This window comes from uncultured Thiocystis sp., from assembly GCF_903866365.1.
Lineage (GTDB): Bacteria > Pseudomonadota > Gammaproteobacteria > Chromatiales > Chromatiaceae > Chromatium.
On sequence record NZ_CAIPNF010000318.1, the window covers coordinates 18,739 to 37,074 of the forward strand.

At 63.1% G+C, this 18,336-nt stretch carries 24 protein-coding genes; 10 read left to right on the top strand and 14 right to left on the bottom strand.

The window, feature by feature from the left end; translation table 11 throughout:
- Positions 1 to 12: 12 nt before the first annotated feature.
- The gene (locus QZY07_RS18120) at positions 13 to 189 is read right to left on the bottom strand and encodes a hypothetical protein (RefSeq protein ID WP_295405733.1); all 177 of its coding nucleotides are present in this window, start codon (positions 187 to 189) and stop codon (positions 13 to 15) included.
- A 24-nt stretch (positions 190 to 213) separates the two neighbouring features.
- Positions 214 to 417: a hypothetical protein gene (locus tag QZY07_RS18125; protein ID WP_295405735.1), complete on the bottom strand. Its 204-nt coding sequence runs from the start codon at positions 415 to 417 to the stop codon at positions 214 to 216.
- A gap of 112 nt (positions 418 to 529) precedes the next feature.
- Here QZY07_RS18125 and QZY07_RS18130 point away from each other — a divergent pair, with 112 nt between their 5' ends.
- From QZY07_RS18130 to QZY07_RS18160, 7 genes are all read left to right on the top strand, one after another.
- Positions 530 to 1,441: a YkgJ family cysteine cluster protein gene (locus QZY07_RS18130; RefSeq protein ID WP_295405736.1), complete on the top strand. Its 912-nt coding sequence runs from the start codon at positions 530 to 532 to the stop codon at positions 1,439 to 1,441.
- Positions 1,442 to 1,559: 118 nt separating this feature from the next.
- Positions 1,560 to 2,153: an SIS domain-containing protein gene (locus QZY07_RS18135; RefSeq protein WP_295405738.1), complete on the top strand. Its 594-nt coding sequence runs from the start codon at positions 1,560 to 1,562 to the stop codon at positions 2,151 to 2,153.
- 526 nt (positions 2,154 to 2,679) lie between these two features.
- Positions 2,680 to 3,228, top strand: coding sequence for a methylated-DNA--[protein]-cysteine S-methyltransferase (locus QZY07_RS18140; protein WP_295405740.1), 549 nt, complete (start codon positions 2,680 to 2,682; stop codon positions 3,226 to 3,228).
- A 145-nt stretch (positions 3,229 to 3,373) separates the two neighbouring features.
- Positions 3,374 to 4,273 (top strand): site-specific tyrosine recombinase XerD, encoded by a 900-nt coding sequence (xerD, locus tag QZY07_RS18145; protein ID WP_295405742.1) that lies wholly within the window; start codon positions 3,374 to 3,376, stop codon positions 4,271 to 4,273.
- A 191-nt stretch (positions 4,274 to 4,464) separates the two neighbouring features.
- On the top strand, positions 4,465 to 4,947 hold the full coding sequence (locus QZY07_RS18150) for a YajQ family cyclic di-GMP-binding protein (protein WP_295405744.1): 483 nt from the start codon (positions 4,465 to 4,467) through the stop codon (positions 4,945 to 4,947).
- 13 nt (positions 4,948 to 4,960) lie between these two features.
- The gene (locus tag QZY07_RS18155; RefSeq protein WP_295405746.1) at positions 4,961 to 5,695 is read left to right on the top strand and encodes a DsbC family protein; all 735 of its coding nucleotides are present in this window, start codon (positions 4,961 to 4,963) and stop codon (positions 5,693 to 5,695) included.
- A 38-nt stretch (positions 5,696 to 5,733) separates the two neighbouring features.
- The gene (locus QZY07_RS18160; RefSeq protein WP_295405747.1) at positions 5,734 to 6,507 is read left to right on the top strand and encodes a PP2C family serine/threonine-protein phosphatase; all 774 of its coding nucleotides are present in this window, start codon (positions 5,734 to 5,736) and stop codon (positions 6,505 to 6,507) included.
- A 143-nt stretch (positions 6,508 to 6,650) separates the two neighbouring features.
- Here the strand turns inward: QZY07_RS18160 and QZY07_RS18165 are convergent, their stop codons facing one another.
- The 8 genes from QZY07_RS18165 to QZY07_RS18200 all read right to left on the bottom strand — a co-directional run bounded on the left by QZY07_RS18165 (position 6,651) and on the right by QZY07_RS18200 (position 12,047).
- Positions 6,651 to 7,070 (bottom strand): SCP2 sterol-binding domain-containing protein, encoded by a 420-nt coding sequence (locus tag QZY07_RS18165; protein ID WP_295405749.1) that lies wholly within the window; start codon positions 7,068 to 7,070, stop codon positions 6,651 to 6,653.
- A 196-nt stretch (positions 7,071 to 7,266) separates the two neighbouring features.
- Positions 7,267 to 8,037: an SDR family oxidoreductase gene (locus QZY07_RS18170; RefSeq protein ID WP_295405751.1), complete on the bottom strand. Its 771-nt coding sequence runs from the start codon at positions 8,035 to 8,037 to the stop codon at positions 7,267 to 7,269.
- On the bottom strand, positions 8,034 to 8,735 hold the full coding sequence (locus QZY07_RS18175; protein ID WP_295405753.1) for an SDR family oxidoreductase: 702 nt from the start codon (positions 8,733 to 8,735) through the stop codon (positions 8,034 to 8,036). Before QZY07_RS18175 ends, QZY07_RS18170 begins: the two co-directional genes overlap by 4 nt.
- Positions 8,732 to 9,247, bottom strand: a complete 516-nt coding sequence (locus QZY07_RS18180; protein WP_295405755.1) for a 6-carboxytetrahydropterin synthase — start codon at positions 9,245 to 9,247, stop codon at positions 8,732 to 8,734. Before QZY07_RS18180 ends, QZY07_RS18175 begins: the two co-directional genes overlap by 4 nt.
- Positions 9,248 to 9,258: 11 nt before the next feature.
- Positions 9,259 to 9,909, bottom strand: a complete 651-nt coding sequence (locus tag QZY07_RS18185) for a DUF2796 domain-containing protein (protein ID WP_295405757.1) — start codon at positions 9,907 to 9,909, stop codon at positions 9,259 to 9,261.
- 8 nt (positions 9,910 to 9,917) lie between these two features.
- The gene (locus QZY07_RS18190) at positions 9,918 to 10,373 is read right to left on the bottom strand and encodes a transcriptional repressor (RefSeq protein ID WP_295405759.1); all 456 of its coding nucleotides are present in this window, start codon (positions 10,371 to 10,373) and stop codon (positions 9,918 to 9,920) included.
- A 16-nt stretch (positions 10,374 to 10,389) separates the two neighbouring features.
- Positions 10,390 to 11,238, bottom strand: coding sequence for a metal ABC transporter permease (locus tag QZY07_RS18195; protein WP_295405761.1), 849 nt, complete (start codon positions 11,236 to 11,238; stop codon positions 10,390 to 10,392).
- Entirely contained in the window at positions 11,235 to 12,047 is an 813-nt protein-coding gene (locus QZY07_RS18200) for an ABC transporter ATP-binding protein (RefSeq protein WP_295405763.1), read from the bottom strand. Before QZY07_RS18200 ends, QZY07_RS18195 begins: the two co-directional genes overlap by 4 nt.
- Positions 12,048 to 12,213: 166 nt before the next feature.
- On the opposite strand from QZY07_RS18200, the gene QZY07_RS18205 reads away from it, so the two are divergent.
- A complete protein-coding gene (locus tag QZY07_RS18205; protein ID WP_295405765.1) occupies positions 12,214 to 12,897 on the top strand; it encodes a hypothetical protein in 684 nt (227 codons plus the stop codon).
- 7 nt (positions 12,898 to 12,904) lie between these two features.
- Here QZY07_RS18205 and QZY07_RS18210 read toward each other — a convergent pair whose 3' ends face one another.
- Positions 12,905 to 13,486, bottom strand: a complete 582-nt coding sequence (locus QZY07_RS18210) for a TMEM165/GDT1 family protein (RefSeq protein WP_295405766.1) — start codon at positions 13,484 to 13,486, stop codon at positions 12,905 to 12,907.
- A 435-nt stretch (positions 13,487 to 13,921) separates the two neighbouring features.
- On the opposite strand from QZY07_RS18210, the gene amrS reads away from it, so the two are divergent.
- Entirely contained in the window at positions 13,922 to 15,019 is a 1,098-nt protein-coding gene (amrS, locus tag QZY07_RS18215; protein WP_295405780.1) for an AmmeMemoRadiSam system radical SAM enzyme, read from the top strand.
- Between the two features lie 143 nt (positions 15,020 to 15,162).
- On the opposite strand, the gene hemL is transcribed toward amrS, so the two are convergent.
- The 3 genes from hemL to QZY07_RS18230 are packed head-to-tail and all read right to left on the bottom strand — an operon-like array spanning position 15,163 to position 17,886.
- Complete coding sequence (gene hemL, locus QZY07_RS18220) at positions 15,163 to 16,446, bottom strand: glutamate-1-semialdehyde 2,1-aminomutase (protein ID WP_295405768.1); 1,284 nt, start codon at positions 16,444 to 16,446, stop codon at positions 15,163 to 15,165.
- Entirely contained in the window at positions 16,443 to 17,081 is a 639-nt protein-coding gene (thiE, locus tag QZY07_RS18225) for a thiamine phosphate synthase (protein ID WP_295405770.1), read from the bottom strand. Before thiE ends, hemL begins: the two co-directional genes overlap by 4 nt.
- Before the next feature lies 1 nt (position 17,082).
- Entirely contained in the window at positions 17,083 to 17,886 is an 804-nt protein-coding gene (locus tag QZY07_RS18230) for a hydroxymethylpyrimidine/phosphomethylpyrimidine kinase (protein ID WP_295405772.1), read from the bottom strand.
- Between the two features lie 142 nt (positions 17,887 to 18,028).
- On the opposite strand from QZY07_RS18230, the gene QZY07_RS18235 reads away from it, so the two are divergent.
- Complete coding sequence (locus tag QZY07_RS18235) at positions 18,029 to 18,193, top strand: rubredoxin (RefSeq protein ID WP_014779373.1); 165 nt, start codon at positions 18,029 to 18,031, stop codon at positions 18,191 to 18,193.
- Positions 18,194 to 18,336: the final 143 nt, after the last annotated feature.

Here is an 18,336-nt window from a genome sequence, read left to right on the forward strand (position 1 = left end):
CTTACTGTAGGATCACAACTTCGCAATGGCCTGCGTCATCAAGACAAGCTCGTCATCAATCCCATCGTGTTCGCCAAAATCGCCTTTGCGTTCGAGACCATCGAAGCGGTCAACGACATGCTGCCAGCGTGTGATGATGACTTCTCGCCCATTTCGCGCGAGGCGGCTTTTCTGGCGGCGCGCTGCCATGCGCAGTATCGAATGGCTGGCGGTTCACGCGCCATGATTCTGCCCGATTTCCTGATTGGCGCCCACGCCGTCGTTGATCGGTTGATGCTGCTGACGCGCGACGTTCGCCGCTATCGAACGTATTTCCCTGGCCAGCAACTGATTTGTCCAACCGGAGACGGAATGGCTTGAATGCCAGATGCCTGCATGATCCCACGGATGCGAGAAAAGCATCGCGATTGGCGCCACCGACCTCTTTCGTGTCGGATATGAAATAGAAAATCGCTAATAACGCCACCCTTTATCCTGAAAACCCGTCGATTGCTTAGCAGCCATCGGACCTCGCCGAGGATCCTCCGCCATGAGTCAGACCAAACCCGTCATTCCCTTTCAGAGCGTCGTGATGCCCGAGGCATTGCAGGCGGAAAACCGGATCCAGTTCCGCTGTCATCCGGGCATCTCCTGCTTCAACGCCTGTTGCCAACGGGCGGATGTCACCCTGGCGCCCTACGATGTGCTGCGGCTCAAGCGCCGGCTCGGACTGACCTCGACCGAGTTTGTCCGCCAGTACACGGTTCCTTTTCAGATGGACGGCGACGGACTCCCCGGCATCAAGCTCAAGACCGACGACAACGGCACCTGTCTCCAGCTCGCTGGCGACGCCGGCTGCGGCGTCTATGCGGATCGCCCGACCGTCTGTCGCTACTATCCGCTGGCGCTCCTGGCCCTGCGCGAAAAGGACTCGCCACATGCCGAGGAGCGCTATTCGCTGGTCCGGGAGGATCACTGCAAGGGACACGAGGAACCGCGCGAGATCAGCATCCAAGACTATCGCGCCGAACAGGGTTGCGAAGACTTCGATGCTCACAATCGCGAGTGGTATCAGTTAGTTCTGAAAAAGAAATCCGCTGGCCCCACCGTCGGGCAGCCGCCCCAGACGAGCCTGCAACTCTTTTTCATGGCATCCTATGACATCGAGACCTTCCGCCGTTTCGTCCTGAGCGAGAATTTTCGCAAGACCTACGCGCTTCCCGATGGCTTTTATGCCGAGGTGGAGCAGGACGACGAAGCCCTGCTGGCCTTCGCGTTCCGATTTTTGCGTCAGGTTCTGTTCGGCGAGCGCACGGTCCAGGAGGTCGCGGACGCCTGGGAGCAGCGCGTGGCCCAGCGCCGGGAGGTCTGGGACGCGCGCAAACAAGCCGAAATCGAGCGTCGTCTGGCGGCGGAAGATCGGAAATATGCCGAGGGCGGCGATGGCGTCTGTACCGAGTAACTCGCGTTCCGCGTGACATCCGCCGTTTCGATCGCTCCTAACCGCGCGTTCGCCTAGGGGGAGCGGAGAGACGCGATTGACGTCTTTTTCCTTTTTGACTCGCGACGATGGACGCACCATGAATGAACCCACCGATCCGCGCGCACGGCTCGCGCTACGACTCGACGCGACAGCCACGCTGCTGGCGGCGGTGCAGGCCGACGCTGGGCTGCTGGACGCGACCCTCCAGGCCGCGACCCGGACCGCCGAATCCATCAACCGGGGCGGTACGCTCTTCATCTGCGGCAACGGCGGCAGCGCCGGGGAAGCCACTCACCTGAGCGGTGAGCTGATCGGCCCCTTCCTCGACAAGACCCGCCGCCCGCTCCCGGCCATCGCGCTCGGATTCGACACCAGCGCCGTCACCGCCGTGGCCAACGATTTTTCGTTCGACGAAATTTTTTCGCGACAACTCGCCGCCCTGGCGCGTCCCGGCGATGTGCTCTGGGCGCTCTCCACCAGCGGCCGATCGCCCAATATCGTGCGCGCCCTGGAGACCGCCGCCGCCCGTGGCGTCCTGACCGTGCTGCTCACCGGCGCGCCTCACCCGGATCTGCCCGCCGCGGCCGAGATCGTCCTCGCGGTTCCTTCGCGGGAGACGCCCAGAATCCAGGAATTGCATCTCGTCCTTGGGCACTTCCTGTGCGAAGTCGTCGAGTCGTCGACTCGTTGACAGCCGACAGCGGTGCACCTCATCACCATCGCATTCAGGCAAACGATGCCGCACAGGCGATGCTGGTGTGATTGAGAATCATGGAAACCTCAGTCGCGAGAATCGCTTCGGCTTCGCTCCCTGTGCTGAGCGGCTTGCCCCGAGCGACGTCGAAAGGAGCCGAAGCAAAGACAGACCTGGTCCCGTCCAGCTGACGGTGCCGAAGCGAGGGCGTTTTCCGCCCCTTCGAGGCCACTTGTGCACATCGAGCGCAGGTTGACATCCGTGGCGAAATCGCGGTTGGAGGCTTTCTTCCATCCTCGGGGAAATCTTGTAAGACCTTGTTTTCGATTTTCTAAATAACAAATAAAAATACAATTGTTGGTTATTTAAGCTTATTGAAATGAAGAGCCTGACGCGCTTGTCCAACAATTTCGCACAGACTTATCCACAGGATTGCGCACCATCCGTAACAGCATCGGCTAAATCGTCCCGCGACCCGATCATGTGTGTCTTTAGATCCATGCCGTCGCCTATAGGTGTTCTCATGCCGCACGCACTGATGACGACCCCCTTCGGTTTGATCGGTCTCCGCTGGAGCGACGGCGCCTTGACCGGGGTTGACCTGGATCCGCGCCTCTCGCGGCGCGACGACGCGACCGCTGCCCAAGAATCGTGCGTGGATCTTGCGGACCGCGAACGTTCGGAGGCCAGCATGACACGAGAGGTTAGCGGCGAAGACATGCGCGCGACGATCATGCGTCAATTGACGGATTATTTCGGTCGCCGGGAAGTCGGCTTCGACCTGCCGCTCGTGCTTGCCGGCACCCCATTCCAACACCGCGTCTGGGCGCTGCTGCGCACCATTCCGGCTGGCGAGACCCGTACTTATGGTGAAATCGCACGCGCGCTTGGCACCGCCGCCCGCTCGGTGGGTCAGGCCTGTCGAGCGAACCCCTGTCCCATCGTCGTGCCCTGTCACCGCGTGGTGGCTGCGCGGGGACTGGGTGGATTCGCGGGAGACACCAGCGGCCGCCGGCTCGCCATCAAACGCTGGTTACTGCATCATGAAGGCGTGGCGGAGCGGTCATTCTGAAGGCGGAGTCGCTTTTGACGCGCCGTCCGCCTAGTTTCACACTGACCGACCACCGACCACCGACCACCGACCACCGACCACCGACCACCGACCACCGACCACCGACCACCGACCACCGACCACCGACCACCGACCACTGCCAATCATGATCCAGGACGAGCGGACAGTCATCGAGAGCTTCGCGGACGCGCTCTGGATCGAGCGGGGCCTGAGCGCGAATACGCTCGCGGCCTATCAGTCCGATCTGCGCGCCTTCGCCAACTGGTTGGCGGCGGAGCGCGGCCATGGCCTGGTCGCCGCTGCGCGCTCGGATCTGCTGGACTATCTGGCGCTGCTCTCCCAGCAGGGACGCAAGCCCCGCTCGACGGCGCGCCTGGTCTCCTGTCTGCGACAGTTCTATCAAAATCTTCTGCGCCTGGGACTGATCCGCGAGGATCCGAGCGCCCGCGTGGAGGCGCCGCAACTGGGCCGCCCGCTGCCCAAGAGTCTGAGCGAGTCCGAGGTCGAGGCGCTGCTGGGCGCGCCGGATACGCAGGACACCCGCGGACATCGCGATCGCACCATGCTGGAGGTGCTCTACGCCAGCGGCCTGCGAGTCACCGAGCTGGTCACCCTGACGCCGAGCCAGGTCAGCCTGACCCAGGGGGTGGTGCGCATCGTCGGCAAGGGCGGCAAGGAACGCCTGGTGCCCCTGGGCGAGGATGCCTGCGAGTGGCTGAAAGACTATGCGCGGGGACCGCGCCTGGATCTGCTCGGAGGGCGGGTCAGCGATTATCTGTTTCCGACCTCGCGCAGCGATTGCATGACGCGCCAGGCGTTCTGGCTCCTGATCAAGCGTTACGCGATCCAGGCGGGTGTGGTCAAACCGCTGTCCCCGCATACCCTGCGCCATGCCTTCGCCACCCATCTGCTCAATCATGGGGCGGATCTGCGGGTCGTGCAGATGCTGCTCGGCCATAGCGACCTTTCAACCACGCAGATCTATACCCATGTGGCACGGGAGCGGCTCAAGCAGCTGCATGCGCGCCATCATCCCAGGGGTTGAGCCATGGCGAGGGTCGCGAAAGCGCGAAAATTCCAGGTCCAGCGGCGATCTTTGGTATCTTGTCCCGCGGGATTCAAAAATTTAAACACGTCAACCGCGTCAACTCCGACGCTTGTTCCGGTGGGTTGGGTCCGTGTCGTCGCCCCGACGACGCAGACCCCGCCGGACGCGGTTTAACGAGAGAGCCAGCCATGCCATCGTTCGATGTCGTTTCCGAAATCGATCTTCAGGAAGTCCGTAACGCGGTCGATCAGGCCAATCGGGAGATTGGAACCCGGTTCGATTTCAAGGGCGTCGACGCCAGTTTCGTGCTGACGGACACGAAGATTCTGATGACCGGAGAGCAGGAATTCCACCTCCAGCAGATGATGGATATCCTGCGTCAGAAGCTGGTCAAACGGAAACTCGATCTCGCCTGTCTGGATCCCGCGGAGCCGGTGTCCACCCTGAACGCCGCCCGTCAGGAGGTCACGCTCAAGCAGGGGGTGGACACCGACACCGCCAAGCGGATGGTGAAGGCCATCAAAGCGGGGAAGCTTAAGGTTCAGGCGCAGATTCAGGGCGACCAGGTGCGTATCACCGGCAAGAAGCGCGACGACCTGCAGGAGGCCATCGCGCATCTGCGCGCGGAAGACTGGGGCTTGCCAGTACAGTTCACTAACTTCAGAGACTAGAGATCCCATCGTCATGAGAAGATTCCGTAATTTTGCCCTCGCAGTCGTCGCCCTGACGCTCGCCACCGATGCCCTTGCCGCCTCGCCCGAGCAGACCATTCGCGACGCCCTCGAAAAGACCGTGCCCGGTATCAAGATCAGCCACATCGAAGCGGCTCCGATCAAGGGGCTCTATGAGGTTATGGTGGGCACCGATTTGATGTACGTGACTGGCGACGGGCGTTATTTCGTCAATGGCCATATCGTCGATCTCAAGACCCGCGAGGATCTGACCGAGCCTCGCTTGGCTTCGGCGCGTAAGCTGCTGATTGATGGGCTCGGCGAGAGTCAGATGGTGATCTTCGGTCCGGCGGACGCCAAGCACACCATCACTGTCTTTACCGACATCGAGTGCGGCTATTGCCGCAAGCTGCACAGTCAGATCGATGCCTACGGCAAGGAAGGCATCCGGGTCCGCTATTTGTTCTTCCCGCGTGCCGGCAAGGGCAGCCCGGCCTACGACGAGGCGGTCTCCGTCTGGTGTGCCGGCGACGATGCCGCGCGGCGCCAGGCCATGACCGATGCCAAGGCTGGAAAAACGATCGAGGTCAAGACCTGCGATCATCCGATCGACGCGCACATGGCGCTGGGCGCCGAACTCGGACTACGGGGCACACCCGCCATTGTGACTGAGAAAGGCGATCTGATCCCCGGCTACGTGGAGCCTAAGCGACTCGCGGCCGAACTCAATGGCGGGGCGGGGAGTTGATCGCGCCCGCTTGGATTGATCGCTAGCCGTTTCGCTTCATGTCGCAGCGTCCAATCTCCGCCTTTCATCTCGCCTACGTCTGGCGCACCGACCAGGGTCGCGTGCGCGCGCGAAATGAAGACGCGGTTGTCGTCGACCCCGAGTGGGGGCTGGTGGTCGTCGCCGATGGTGTCGGGGGCGCCAGCGCCGGCGATGTTGCCAGCCATCTGGCAACCGAAACCATCGCCGATCGCTTTCGACGCCAAGCCATACCCCGCAACGAGCCCGAGAAGGCGCGTCTGTTCGTCGAGGCAGCGGTCGCGGAGGCCAACATCAACATCTGGCGGCAGGCAAGGGAACAGCGCGACCTGGCCGGAATGGGCACGACGGTGGTCGTTGGTTCCGTGGGTTGGGATTGGCTGACCATCGCCCATGTCGGCGATTCACGCATCTATCGATTGAGAGAAGGCGATTTCGAGCAGCTTTCTCGCGATCATTCCTTTATCCAGGAAGTGATCGACCAGGGTTTTTTTACGTCGCGTGAAGATGCCAAGCGCTATGGAATCGGCGAAAATATCCTGACACGCGCATTGGGCTCGTCGCCGGTCGTCAAGATTTCCTCCGATGTCATCGAGCTAGCTGCGGATGACCTCTTTGTGTTCTGCACCGATGGCTTGACCGGCATGATTCCGGATGACTGGATGCGTCAGATTCTGATGTCCGTGGACGAGAACTCGCTTGACTCGGCCGCCGATGCACTGATTCGTATCGCCAATGAGCGCGGCGGCAATGACAACATCACGTTCGCGCTGATTCAGGTGGGCGAGCGCTGAAGCCGTTTCCAGAGCGAAACGCGCGCTGTTTTGAGCGGCGCGGCGTGCATCCGAGTTGAGGGTTGAGAATGGAGTGATTGCGGGTTTCTTGAGAAATGAAAGCCCGCGGAATCGCGGGCTTTTCGAGCTAAAGCAGAATTCGATCAAGCGAGTTCGTCAGTCTCGATCTGCTGCATCAAGCCGAAACTTTTAACGAAGGGATTCGCCATGCGCGGATCCTTGAGCATGGCCTTGTAATCGCCGACCTTGAACTTGAGCTTGCCGGTCGCGAAGGCGGTCCCCATGCCCATCATGCCGATGCCTTTTTCGACCCATTTGAGCCAGTCCTTGAGGTCGGCGCGCATGTCCCAGTTAGCGGGCGGATCGCTTTCCGACCAGCTTCCGGCGCGCACGCAGACGCCATTCTCGACCACGAAGACACCGCGCGGGTTCTCCTCGTCCTTGAAGCCGCAATAGATCACGGAGTCGAAATTGATCTCGGCCAGTTTGTCCTTGACCTCGGGCTCGGCATTCCAGGCGTCCTTGAGATGGTTCATCCAGTCAGCGGAAAAGAGTGCGGCCATAGTTCTAAGTCCTCCAGTGTGGGCAGCGAAAAAGCCAGCGCGGTGATCGCGGTGATCGCGGTGGCCGAATGAAAGCGTCTGATTCCGTCGGATGAGTCTTGTGCGGCATGGCATGCGCCAAGCTTTCAAAAACTCAGGGACGGGGGGAAACAATACCCTGGACGCAGGTTTGCGTCGCTCTAAATTTTATCAGGAATCAACCGAGCGTATAGCCGGCATCCACATTGAGCGTTGCACCGGTGACCAGCCGGGCGCGCGAGGAGGCGAGAAAGAGGACGGCATCGGCGACATCCGCGGGGGTGACGATCTGTTGTTTGAGGACATGGCGAGCCTGGACGGTGGACGCGATCAAATCGGTCTGGCCGCCCCACATCTCCGAGGCGACCACCCCCGGCGCGACGCCGTTGACGCGGATGCCCCTTGGCCCAAGACCCAGGGCCAGCCGCCGGGTCAGCATGTCGAGCCCGGCCTTGCTAACCGAATAGCTGGTCGAGGTGCAGGCGGCAAACGGATGTTGTCCGCAGGCCGACGAAAGATTGATGACGACTGGGGCATCGCTGCGCTCCAGGAGTCCGGCGCACGCCTGGGTCATCGCGAACGGGGCGATCAGATTGGTTTCCAGGGTCGCCCGCCAGGCATCGACGCTTTCTTCCAGCTCGCCGGAGTCGAGGATGACGCCAGCGTTGTTGACCAGGACATCCAGCCGCCCGGATTGCCCGGCGATGGTCGAGACCAGTTGCGCGCGAAAGTCCGCGTCCGTGACGTCGCCGACCAGGGCGATCAAGGTTCCGTTGGCGATCTGGTCCGGCCAGCGTTCGGTCAGCCGCTCCAGCTTTCCAGGATCGCGTCCGAAGGTATAGACGCGATCGCCGGACGCCAGAAATCCCGCCACCAGTCCGGCGCCGATGCCAGAGGCGCCGCCGCTGATGCAGACCGTGCGGCCAGATTCGCGACCTGGAACGCTCATCGTTCGCGCTGCCCCAGATTGGCGTGGATCAGCGCCCCGTTCAGCACCGGCGCATGGGCCGCGAAGGCGACCGCCTCGGCGATCTCCTCCGGCTCGATCAGACGGTCGAAGGCGGAGAGTCCCGTGAGCGCGGCCAGGGTGTCCGGGTTGTCGCCGATCAGCGCGCGCAATTGCTCGGTGTCGGTGAAGCCGGGACAGATCATGCAGGTATGGATGCCGCGCCCGGCGAGATCCTGACAGGTCGCGCGCATCATGCCGGCCAGCGCATGCTTGGCGATGACATAGCTCGCGACCCCCGGTACCGCCTTTTCGGCCAGGGTCGAGCCGATGTAGATCAGGCTCGATCCCCGGCCCATGCGTGGCACGATCAGTTGGTTCAACCCATTGGCGGCCAGGATGTTGAGTTCGAGCGCCGCGCGCAGATCCGCGCTGGGAAGGCCGTCGATCCGATCCGAGCGCATGACGGAGGCGTTATGGACCAGACAGACCCGCCCGGCATCGGCAAGCCACGGCTGAAGCGGCGCATCCAGCGAGGCTACCGCATCGGGTTCGGCAAGATCGCAAGCGAGATTCTCGACTCCAGACTCGGGACAGGGACGGCGCGAGAGGTTGACGACGGCCCAGCCGTCGACCAGAAAGCGGGTGGCGATGGCGCGCCCGATGCCGGAGCTGGCGCCGGTGACGATCAAAAGGTTCATGCGGAAGACTCCCAGGATGAAAAGGCCCATTGGTCGAGTCCGGAGGAGACGCCGAGTTCGATGGCGCGCAGATCCTGGCCGGCCAGTTCCGGGCGCGCGCGCAGCCGGACGAGCAACAGCGCCGCCAGTTCCTCGATGGTGACGTTGCGGATCGGCAGCGGCAGGACATCGCGTTCCAGAAAGGGGATCCGCTCGTCGGCGAAAAGGGCGAAGACCATGCCTTCCCGATGTTCGAGGCGCAGATGAGGCGAGCGTTGCGGCAGTAGAACGCGCTCGTCGAGCTGGTCGCAGAGCGCCTTCAGCACCCGTTTGAGCAACACATAATCGAAGGCGAGACCGTCATCGCCCACCGCCGCCGTGACGGCGCAGCGAACCTGAAAGTTGTGGCCATGGAGGTTTTCCCGCTCGGTCGCCGAGAAGAGGGTGAAGTGGCCGGCGCTGAAATTAAGATAGTCCTTACTGATCTCGATTCGGGTCAGGGGTTGCTGGGGCGTCACCGGGGAGTCTCTCATGATCTGCAAGTCTATCCACTTGGGGCGTTTAGCCCGGAGGATAAACCCCCGTCGCGATCTTCATCGAAACGTGCGCCTGACAGGGGCACGAAGAACACCACCGGGTTGACAGGCGTCAGTTCCGCCTCGCCCCGGCCGTCCCTGGTCGCGTAGTGGATCAGCGCTCGTTGCAGGGCCGGAAAACCGACGAAAAGCCCGAGCGCGGCGGAATCCAGACGGTCCGGGCGGGCGCAGCGGAAGCGGTAGCGTGCCGTTAAATGCGCGGGTTCCGCGGTGCCAGGGTCTTGACCGCGCGTGCCGGTCTGCCGATGGTCGGCGAAATGGGCATCCACACTGGAATCGACCAACCGACACTCGGCATTCGTGTTAAAGCGGATCATGCCGTCGCCGGCCTTCAGGTTTTCCCTGGCCAGACGCAGGGTTTCCTGCTCGTCGGCGGTCCGTGGCTTCTGTTGGAAGCCGAGCAGAGTGGCCGCCGGCGCGCCCAGTTCAACGAGAACCTCGGGACCGTCGGCGTTCATGGCAATGCGCGCGACCCCCTGGACATGCGCGCTCGGCTGGCGGGGCGGCGCTTCCCGCGCGCTCGCCGCTCCCGCAAGCCCGATGGCGACAATCAGGATCGCCAGTCGGCGGCGTGGTGCGAGACGTGGCGACAGGCTCATTTCGCGCGTCAATCCGTCGCCTTTCCGGCGCAGTTCGCGCAGGTGCCGATCACCTCCACCACCCGCCGCCGGGGTCGGAAGCCGGTCTCGCTGGCGGCGGATTTCAGGCTGGCGGCGATGGCCTCGTCCTCCAGCTCGGTCACCAGGCCGCAGTCGGCGCAGATGAGGAATTGGCTAAAGTGCGGATGATCCGGGTGGGTGCAGCCGACATAGGCGTGCAGACTCTCCAGCTTGTGCACCAGTCCCTGCTCCAGCAGGAAATCCAGCGCCCGATAGACCGTCGGCGGTGCCAGCGGGCGCGAGCCGTCGCGCATGGCCTCCAGGATTTCATAGGCGCCAAGCGGTCGCCGCGCGGCGCAGAGGATCTGTAGCACCTGTCGTCGCTGCGCCGTGAGACGCACGCCCCGCCGCTGACAGAGCGTATCGGCCTCTTCCAGCGCGGCCTCGGGCGGCTTGACGTCCATCGGATCGACCTCTCGTTCAGGCTCGGGTTGCCTGACGCAGCGCGCCGCGCCAGGTCAGAAAACGGCTCAACAGCGCCGACAGCACATAGACGCCGCCGGCCAGCAGAATCATGGTCGGCCCCGCCGGCAGATCGGGACCGTAGGAAAGCCCCAGGCCCAGGGAGGTGAAGAGCCCGCCGAGCAGGGTCGCGATCACCATCATGCCGCCGAGCGAGTGGACATAATGGCCGGCGATGGCGGCCGGCAGGGTGAGCAGCGCGATCACCAGGATCAGACCGACCACCTGGATCAGCAGCACCACGGTCACGGCCACCAGACAGAGCAGCAGCAGATAGAAAAAGGTCACCGGCACGCCGCGCAGTCGGGCGAATTCCTCGTCAAAGGTGACGGCGAGGAATTGACGATAGAAAAGCGCCACGGTCAGCATCAGCACCAGATCCAGGCCGGCCATGAACCAGAGTTCGCGGGTCGGGACCAGCAGGATGTTGCCGAACAGAAAGCTCATGAGATCCGTGGCATAGCCGGGCGTCTTGGCGATGAAGAGGATGCCGACCGCCATGCCGATCGCCCAGAGCGCGCCGATCAGGGTGTCTTCCTGCATCTTCCAGAACAGACGCACGGTGCCGATCAGCAACGCCGAGAGAATGGCGGCGAGCAGCGCGCCCAGCAGCGGATCGAAGCCGTAATAGAGCGCGGCCCCCATCCCGCCGAGCACCGAATGCGCGATGCCCCCAGCCATGAAGGCGATCCGCTTGACGACCACGAAGGTGCCGATCACCCCGCAGCCGAGGCTGGCCAGGAGACCGGCCAGCAGGGCGGTCTGGAGAAAGGCGTGCTCGCTCAGGGCGGAAAGAAATTCGCTCATCTCGAATGCCGATGCGCGACTAGGCGCACATGCCCGCCATAGAGTTGCTGGATGGTTTCGGCATTCACCGCGTCGGTCCCATGATAGATGAGCGTGCGATTCAAACAGGCTACCCGGCTGACATAGTCCGAAATAAAGGCGATATCGTGCGAGACCAGCAGAATCGTCAGGCGTCGGTTGAGCACCGCAAGCAGATCGAAAACATCGCTTTCGACCCGCTGATCGATATTGGCGGTCGGCTCGTCGAGGATGAGGATCTCTGGCTCCCCGGCCAGCGCCCGCGCCAGCAGCACCCGCTGCAACTGGCCGCCGGACAGGGTGCCGATCCGCCGCCGGGCCAGATCCAGCGCCTCCACTTCCTCCAGCGCCCGTCGCGCGGCGTCCCGATCGGCCGCCCGCTGCCAGCCAAGCATCGGCCCGATGCCCAGCCGCCCCATCGCCACCGCCTGTTCCACCGAGATGGGGAAATCGCGCGGAAAACTCGGGAATTGCGGGACATACCCGATCCGCCGCGTGACCTGTCGCGGCGGCTGGCCGAGCACCCGGATCTGTCCAGTCTGAGGTGCCAGCAGACCCAGGATCAGCTTCAAGAGGGTACTCTTGCCGCCGGCATTGGGTCCGACCAGGCCCACGAATTCGCCGGGCGTGATCGACAGATTCACCTGCTCCAGCACCAGCGAATCGCCATAGGAAAAACTAAGATCACGGACCAGAATGACCGGTGCCTCCGGGCGTTCGGCTTCAGGCGGGATTACGGACGCATCCTCCCCGTGATCGAAGGGGGACGGCGGAAGAGTGTGTGCGAACATGGCGGGTATCCGGCGGAGCGGCTAGGCTGCGTTCTAATGGGGCGTGAAGCGGATAGAGTATAACGTCTTTCATTCCGCTGCCGCGATCCCGCCATCCGAGAGGACATTCCGCGCCGGGAGCGTTAGGATTGCCCGCACCCGGAATCCGACGCGACGCCAAATCGCCATGACCATCTCCACGCAATTTTATTGGGCCGCCGGCCTGAGCCTCTATGTGCTGGCCGTGCTCTTCCTGACCCGCCTGCCCTATCGAAAGATGGTTGAGCGTGGCATGGAGCCCATCCGGGCGGTCTATTACAACCGCAAGATCGTGCACATGCTGGCCGGCGGGGTCGGCTCGGTGATGGTCCCGCTGGTCTTCACCGATCCCTGGTATCCGCTGGTCAGCGGATTGCTGTTGACGCTCCTGCTCGATGTGGCGCATGTCACCGGACTGAGGTTCTACTGGTTCCAGACCGGCGAGAACCGCAACGATGTCAAGTTCGCGCTGATGTGGGCGACGTCGGTTTCCCTGCTCTGGTGGATTCTGGAGAATCCCTGGCTCGCGATCCTGCCGTCGCTCTACATGGCCTTCGGCGACGGCGTGACCGGGATTGTCCGCAATGCCGTCATCCGCAAACGCTCCAAGAACCCCATCGGAAATGTCTTCATGCTGCTGGTCTGCGCCCCCATGGGCTGGATCATCGGTGGACTGGCGACCCCGGCCATCCCGCTCTGGGGGCTGCTCTCGGCGATCGTGGCGACCGTGATCGAACGCTACGAGTTTGGCCCTATCGACGACAATATCCTGATCACGGTCTCGGCCTCCGCGGTGCTCTTGTTGGGCACCTATTGGGGACCGCTGATGTAAAGCACGGCTAAAAAACCTTGGTGAGCGCAAAGCCCGCGAGCAGCAGGAAAAAGACACCGCTCGCCTGATGCAACCGATGCAGCGGGATGGATCTCAGCAACCGGCATCCCACCAGCACACCCAGCGCCGAGGTCACGGACAAGGCCAGGGTGGCGCCGATCCACACCGAGAGCGGCGGCAGGCTGCTCGCCAGACCGGCGACCGCCAGTTGCGTCTTGTCGCCCATCTCGGCCAGCAGGATCATCAGGAAAGTGGTCAGCGCGATACCATCGACGCGGCGTTCATGCACAACATCGCTCTCTTCGTCCTCGGTGGCGCGCAGTGACAGAACCCCGAAGACCGCGAAGAGGATTGCGACAACGCCGGCCAGCACCCGCTCCGGAATCCACTGGGACAAACCGACGCCGAACACCACGGCCAGGGTATTCAGTACCACGAAGGCGGCAATGGAGCCGAACAGCACCGGCCCGTGGCGATGTTTTGCCGCGAGGGTCATGCAGACGAGCTGCGATTTGTCGCCCAGTTCAGCGAGAAAGACGAGACCAAAGGTGGTGATTGCGGGGGGCAGCCAGGCAATCGAATCGGACATGGAAGACGCTGCTGGGGGCCGGGCAAGGAAACCTTTGGACCAGACGAAACGCGCCCAGCCCCAGCCAGACATCGCGCCAAGCCCGAGGTTTCGCCAAGCCGAATGACCGCCTGCGTCATGGTGTTGCCACCAAGTCCGTTGACACCGGCTCCTTCCGTGGCGCAAGCAAGGGGGGCTAAGCCCATCAAGCCCGCAGAAATCTATCGGACTGGTATCGAGCTGTCAATTTTTCGACTGCAAACGCGCATCGGTGAAGCCATTCGCAAAACATCCTGGGACATTGGCGGATACGTCGCCGTGGATTGCAATCGCGCCCGCTTGTTCGACAATTACTCCAATAAAGACCGGTTGAACCCATCGACGCATGCAGTCTAAACCGCGTCCACGACGAGACGCATGATGCAGCGTCCGGACACTGCCGGACAGGAGGAAGCGATGATTGCCGATGCGATGAAGACGGTCGTCCCCACGCTCTATTGGCACCGTCTTGAAGACGGGCGAGTGCAGTGTGATCTCTGTCCGCGTTTCTGTCGCATCAAGGAGGGACAGCGCGGTCTCTGTTTCGTGCGCGCCTGCGAGAAAGGCGAGATCGTCCTGACGACCTACGGGCGATCTTCCGGTTTCTGCGTCGACCCGATCGAGAAGAAACCTCTCAACCACTTTTTGCCGGGTACTCCGGTGCTTTCATTCGGCACCGCCGGGTGCAATCTGACCTGCCGTTTCTGTCAGAACTGGGATATGAGCAAGTCGCGCGAGATGGATATTCTCGCCGATCAGGCCGCGCCCGAGACCATCGCCCGCGCGGCCGAGTCGCTGGGCTGTCGCAGCGTGGCCTATACCTACAACGATCCGGTCATCTTTCTGGAATATGCCGTCGCTGTGGCCCAAGCGTGCCGGGCGCGCGGGATCAAGTCGGTCGCGGTCACCGCCGGCTACATCTGTCCCGAGCCGCGCGCCGAATTCTTTGCGTGGATGGATGCCGCGAACGTTGATCTTAAGGGGTTTTCGGAGGATTTTTACCACAGACTCTGTAGCGGTCATCTGCAACCCGTGCTGGAGACCCTGGAATACCTGGTCCACGAGACCCCGGTCTGGGTCGAACTCACCACCCTGCTGATCCCCGGCGAGAATGACTCGGATGCCGACCTGGAGGCCATGACCCAATGGGTGGTCGAGCATCTGGGGCCGGATGTGCCCCTGCATTTCACCGCCTTTCATCCCGATTACAAGATGTTCGATGTTCCGGCGACGCCGCCGGGAACCCTGACCAGAGCGCGCGCCATTGCCTTGAGAAATGGCGTGCGTCATGCCTACACGGGAAACGTCCATGATGACGCGGGCGGCAGTACCTATTGTCATCACTGCGGTCACAAGCTGATCGGGCGGGATTGGTACGTGCTGTCGGATTGGAATCTGACGGCGGAAGGCTGCTGCAATCGGTGCGGGACGGTGTGCGCGGGAGTCTTCGAGGCGCATCCTGGAACCTGGGGCGGGCGGCGCCTGCCGGTGCGGTTGCGCGATTTCGCCGGTTAAGCGAATCTGGCGAGCCAACCGCTGTCGTCGTCTCCGCGACAGCGATTGGCCAAATGGCAGATGTGAAGAGGATGGCGAATCCCCGCCAATCATTGATTCGGAAAATTCAATCTTTCCGCTGATCGGCGGGGCGGTGGGACGTCTCAGCCAGCGATCGCCGCGAAGGTCTCCGCCGCCGCGTCCAGCGTGTCCTGGATGTGTCCGTCAGTGTGCGTGCTGGAGACGAATCCGGCCTCGAACGCCGACGGTGCCAGATAGACGCCGCGTTCCAGCATGCCGTGGAAAAAGGCTTTGAACCGCTCCTGATCGCATTGAGTGGCCTGTTCGTAATTCGTCACCCGCTCGCCGGTGAAGAAGAGCCCGAACATGCCGCCGACCTGATTGGTGCTGAAGGGGATGCTGGCGGCATCGGCGCGTTCCTGCAAGCCACCGAGCAGCTTGGCGGTGGTGTCGGCGAGTCGGTCATGGAAACCGGGCACGGAGATCAGTTCCAGGGTCTTGAGTCCGGCGGCCATGGCGATCGGGTTGCCGGAGAGGGTGCCGGCCTGATAGACCGGGCCGAGCGGCGAGAGACGCGACATGATCTCGCGCCGGCCGCCGAAGGCACCGACCGGCATGCCGCCGCCGATGACCTTGCCGAGCGCGGTCAGGTCGGGCGTGATGCCATAGAGTCCCTGGGCGCAGCCGAGCGCGACCCGGAAGCCGGTCATGACCTCGTCGAAGATCAGCAACGCGCCGGACTGATCGCAGACCTCGCGCAAACCTTCAAGGAAGCCCGGCACCGGCGGGATGCAGTTCATGTTGCCGGCGACCGGCTCGACGATGATGCAGGCGATCTCGGAACCGATGGCGGCGAAGGTTTCGCGCACCTGTTCCAGATCGTTGTAGCGCAGCGTGATGGTCAGTTCGGCCAGCGCCGCCGGGACGCCGGGCGAGCTAGGTTCGCCGAAGGTCAGCGCGCCAGAGCCGGCCTTGACCAGCAGCGAGTCGGCGTGACCGTGATAACAGCCCTCGAACTTCACGATCTTGTCGCGCCCGGTAAAACCGCGCGCCAGACGCAGCGCGCTCATGGTCGCCTCGGTGCCGGAGCTGACCATGCGCACCATGTCCATGCTCGGAACCAGTTCGCAGACCCGGTTGGCCATGACGGTTTCGAGTTCGGTCGGGGCGCCGAAGGAGAGCCCCTTGTCGAGTCGCTCGCGCACCGCCGCCAGCACCTCGGGATGGGCGTGACCCAGGATCATCGGACCCCAGGAGCCAACATAATCGATATAGCGTTTGCCGTCGGCATCGAAGACATAAGGGCCTGCGGCGCGCTCGAAGAACACCGGATCGCCGCCGACCCCGCGAAACGCCCGCACCGGCGAATTGACCCCGCCGGGGATGTGGCGTAGCGCGGCCTGGAACAGCTCATGGGAACGGGTCATCGGGTGTTCTCCTTCGGAAACAGGTTGGTGTAGGCGCGGGCGGCGGCGGCGATGTCAGGCTGGTCGAAGACGCCAGAGACAACCGCGAGCATGCGCGCGCCCGCCGCGATCAATGAACCGCCATTGTCCGGCGTGATCCCGCCAATCGCAACTGGTGGGATGCGCAGACGCCGGCGCGACTCGGTCAGGAGTCGTGGATCGGCGCGCGCGGCCTGGGGTTTGGTGGCGGAGGGAAAGAAGCTGCCGAAGGCGATATAGCTGGCGCCGGCCTGTTCGGCGGCCTCGGCGAGTGCCAGATCATCGTAACAGGAGACGCCGATGATCGCTGCGTCGCCGAGTCGTTCGCGGGCCTGGCGCGGATCGGGGTCGTCGCGGCCCAGATGAACGCCGTCCGCGCCCAGGTCGACCGCCAGTGCCAGATCATCGTTGACGATGAGCGGAATCCCTGCTTCACGGCAGAGCGTTAGCAGTGCCGCGCCGCGGTCATGGCGTCCCTGGGAGTCGGAATGCTTGTCGCGATACTGGATCAGACGGGCGCCGCCTTTGATCGCTTGGACGACCTGTTCGGTCAGCGAGACGGGGCTGTTCGATGCGTCCGGGGTGATGGCGTAGAGGCCGTTCAGGTGATGGATCATGTTATCGGTGGTCGGTCGGGTTGAGATCATAAAGCCGGTTGGGCGTGAGTTGGCAGCGTCCGGACCGAAACGCCCGTTGCAGGCTGTTCCAGGTATAGGCTTGCGCCGAGTCGACGGCGTCCACCATGCTCATCCCCAGCGCGATCCGGGCCGCGATGGCGCTGGCAAGGGTGCAGCCGGAGCCATGATACTCGCCGGGCAGTCGCGGCCAGTCCCAATCCCGCCGCGCGCCGTCGGGGCCATGGAGTCGATTGGTGACCTGCCGGGTGTCGTCATGGGTGCCGGTGATCAAGACCCAGCGCGCGCCCATCTCCAGCAGACGCGCGGCGCAGTCGGCGGGCGAGTCGGCGTCGGTCAGCGTGCGCGCCTCGGGCAGGTTGGGCGTGATCAGTGTGCTGCGCGGGATGAGTTGCTTGCGTAGCTGCTCCAGCAGGGCCGCGTCGGCAACCCGCTGACCGGCGCCGGATGCCAGCACGGGGTCGAGGATGACCGGGAGTTCCGGGTGCGCGTCGACGAGGCGGACGATCGCCTGCGCGATCCGTGCATCGCCGATCAGTCCGATCTTCAATGCGCGGGGGTCGCTGTCGTGGATGAGCGCCTGGCATTGGGCCTCGACTTGTTCGGGCGGTTGCGGATAAAGGTGGCGCAGACCGCAGGTATCCTGGTCGGTCAGCGCGCTGATGACGGTGACGGCAAAGGCGCCGCCCGCCCGGATCGACTCGGCGTCTGCGAGGATCCCCGCGCCGCCGCTCGGGTCATGGCCGCCGATGCAGAGCACGACGGGACGCTGTGTGGAGACGTGCATGTTTGCGAGTCCTCGCATGATTGCATTGAAATCTCAGAGAGAATCCCTAGATTTTGGGGGATTTCCCATGAAGACACGAGGTGTCTATCGAGCGTGGCAATGGCGGTCAGGTCTGCCGTTGCCGCTGAACTGGAGTGGTGCGATGAAGACCTATCAGTGCGTGGTGTGTGGACTGATCTATGACGAGGCGCAGGGCTGGCCGCAAGACGGTATCGCTCCGGGGACCAAATGGGAAGATGTCCCGATGAATTGGAAATGCCCGGAGTGCGGAGTCGGCAAGGACGATTTCGATTTGGTCGAGATTTAACCCTAGTACAGCGGCGCCCAAGTCCCTGTAAGGGCTTTGGCGATTAATGGTATCCTATTGACTATCTTGTTCGCACAGTACAGTCAGTATGATCGGCCAACCCCGTTACCGCATTAACCTGCTGGCGTCAGAACGGACCACGC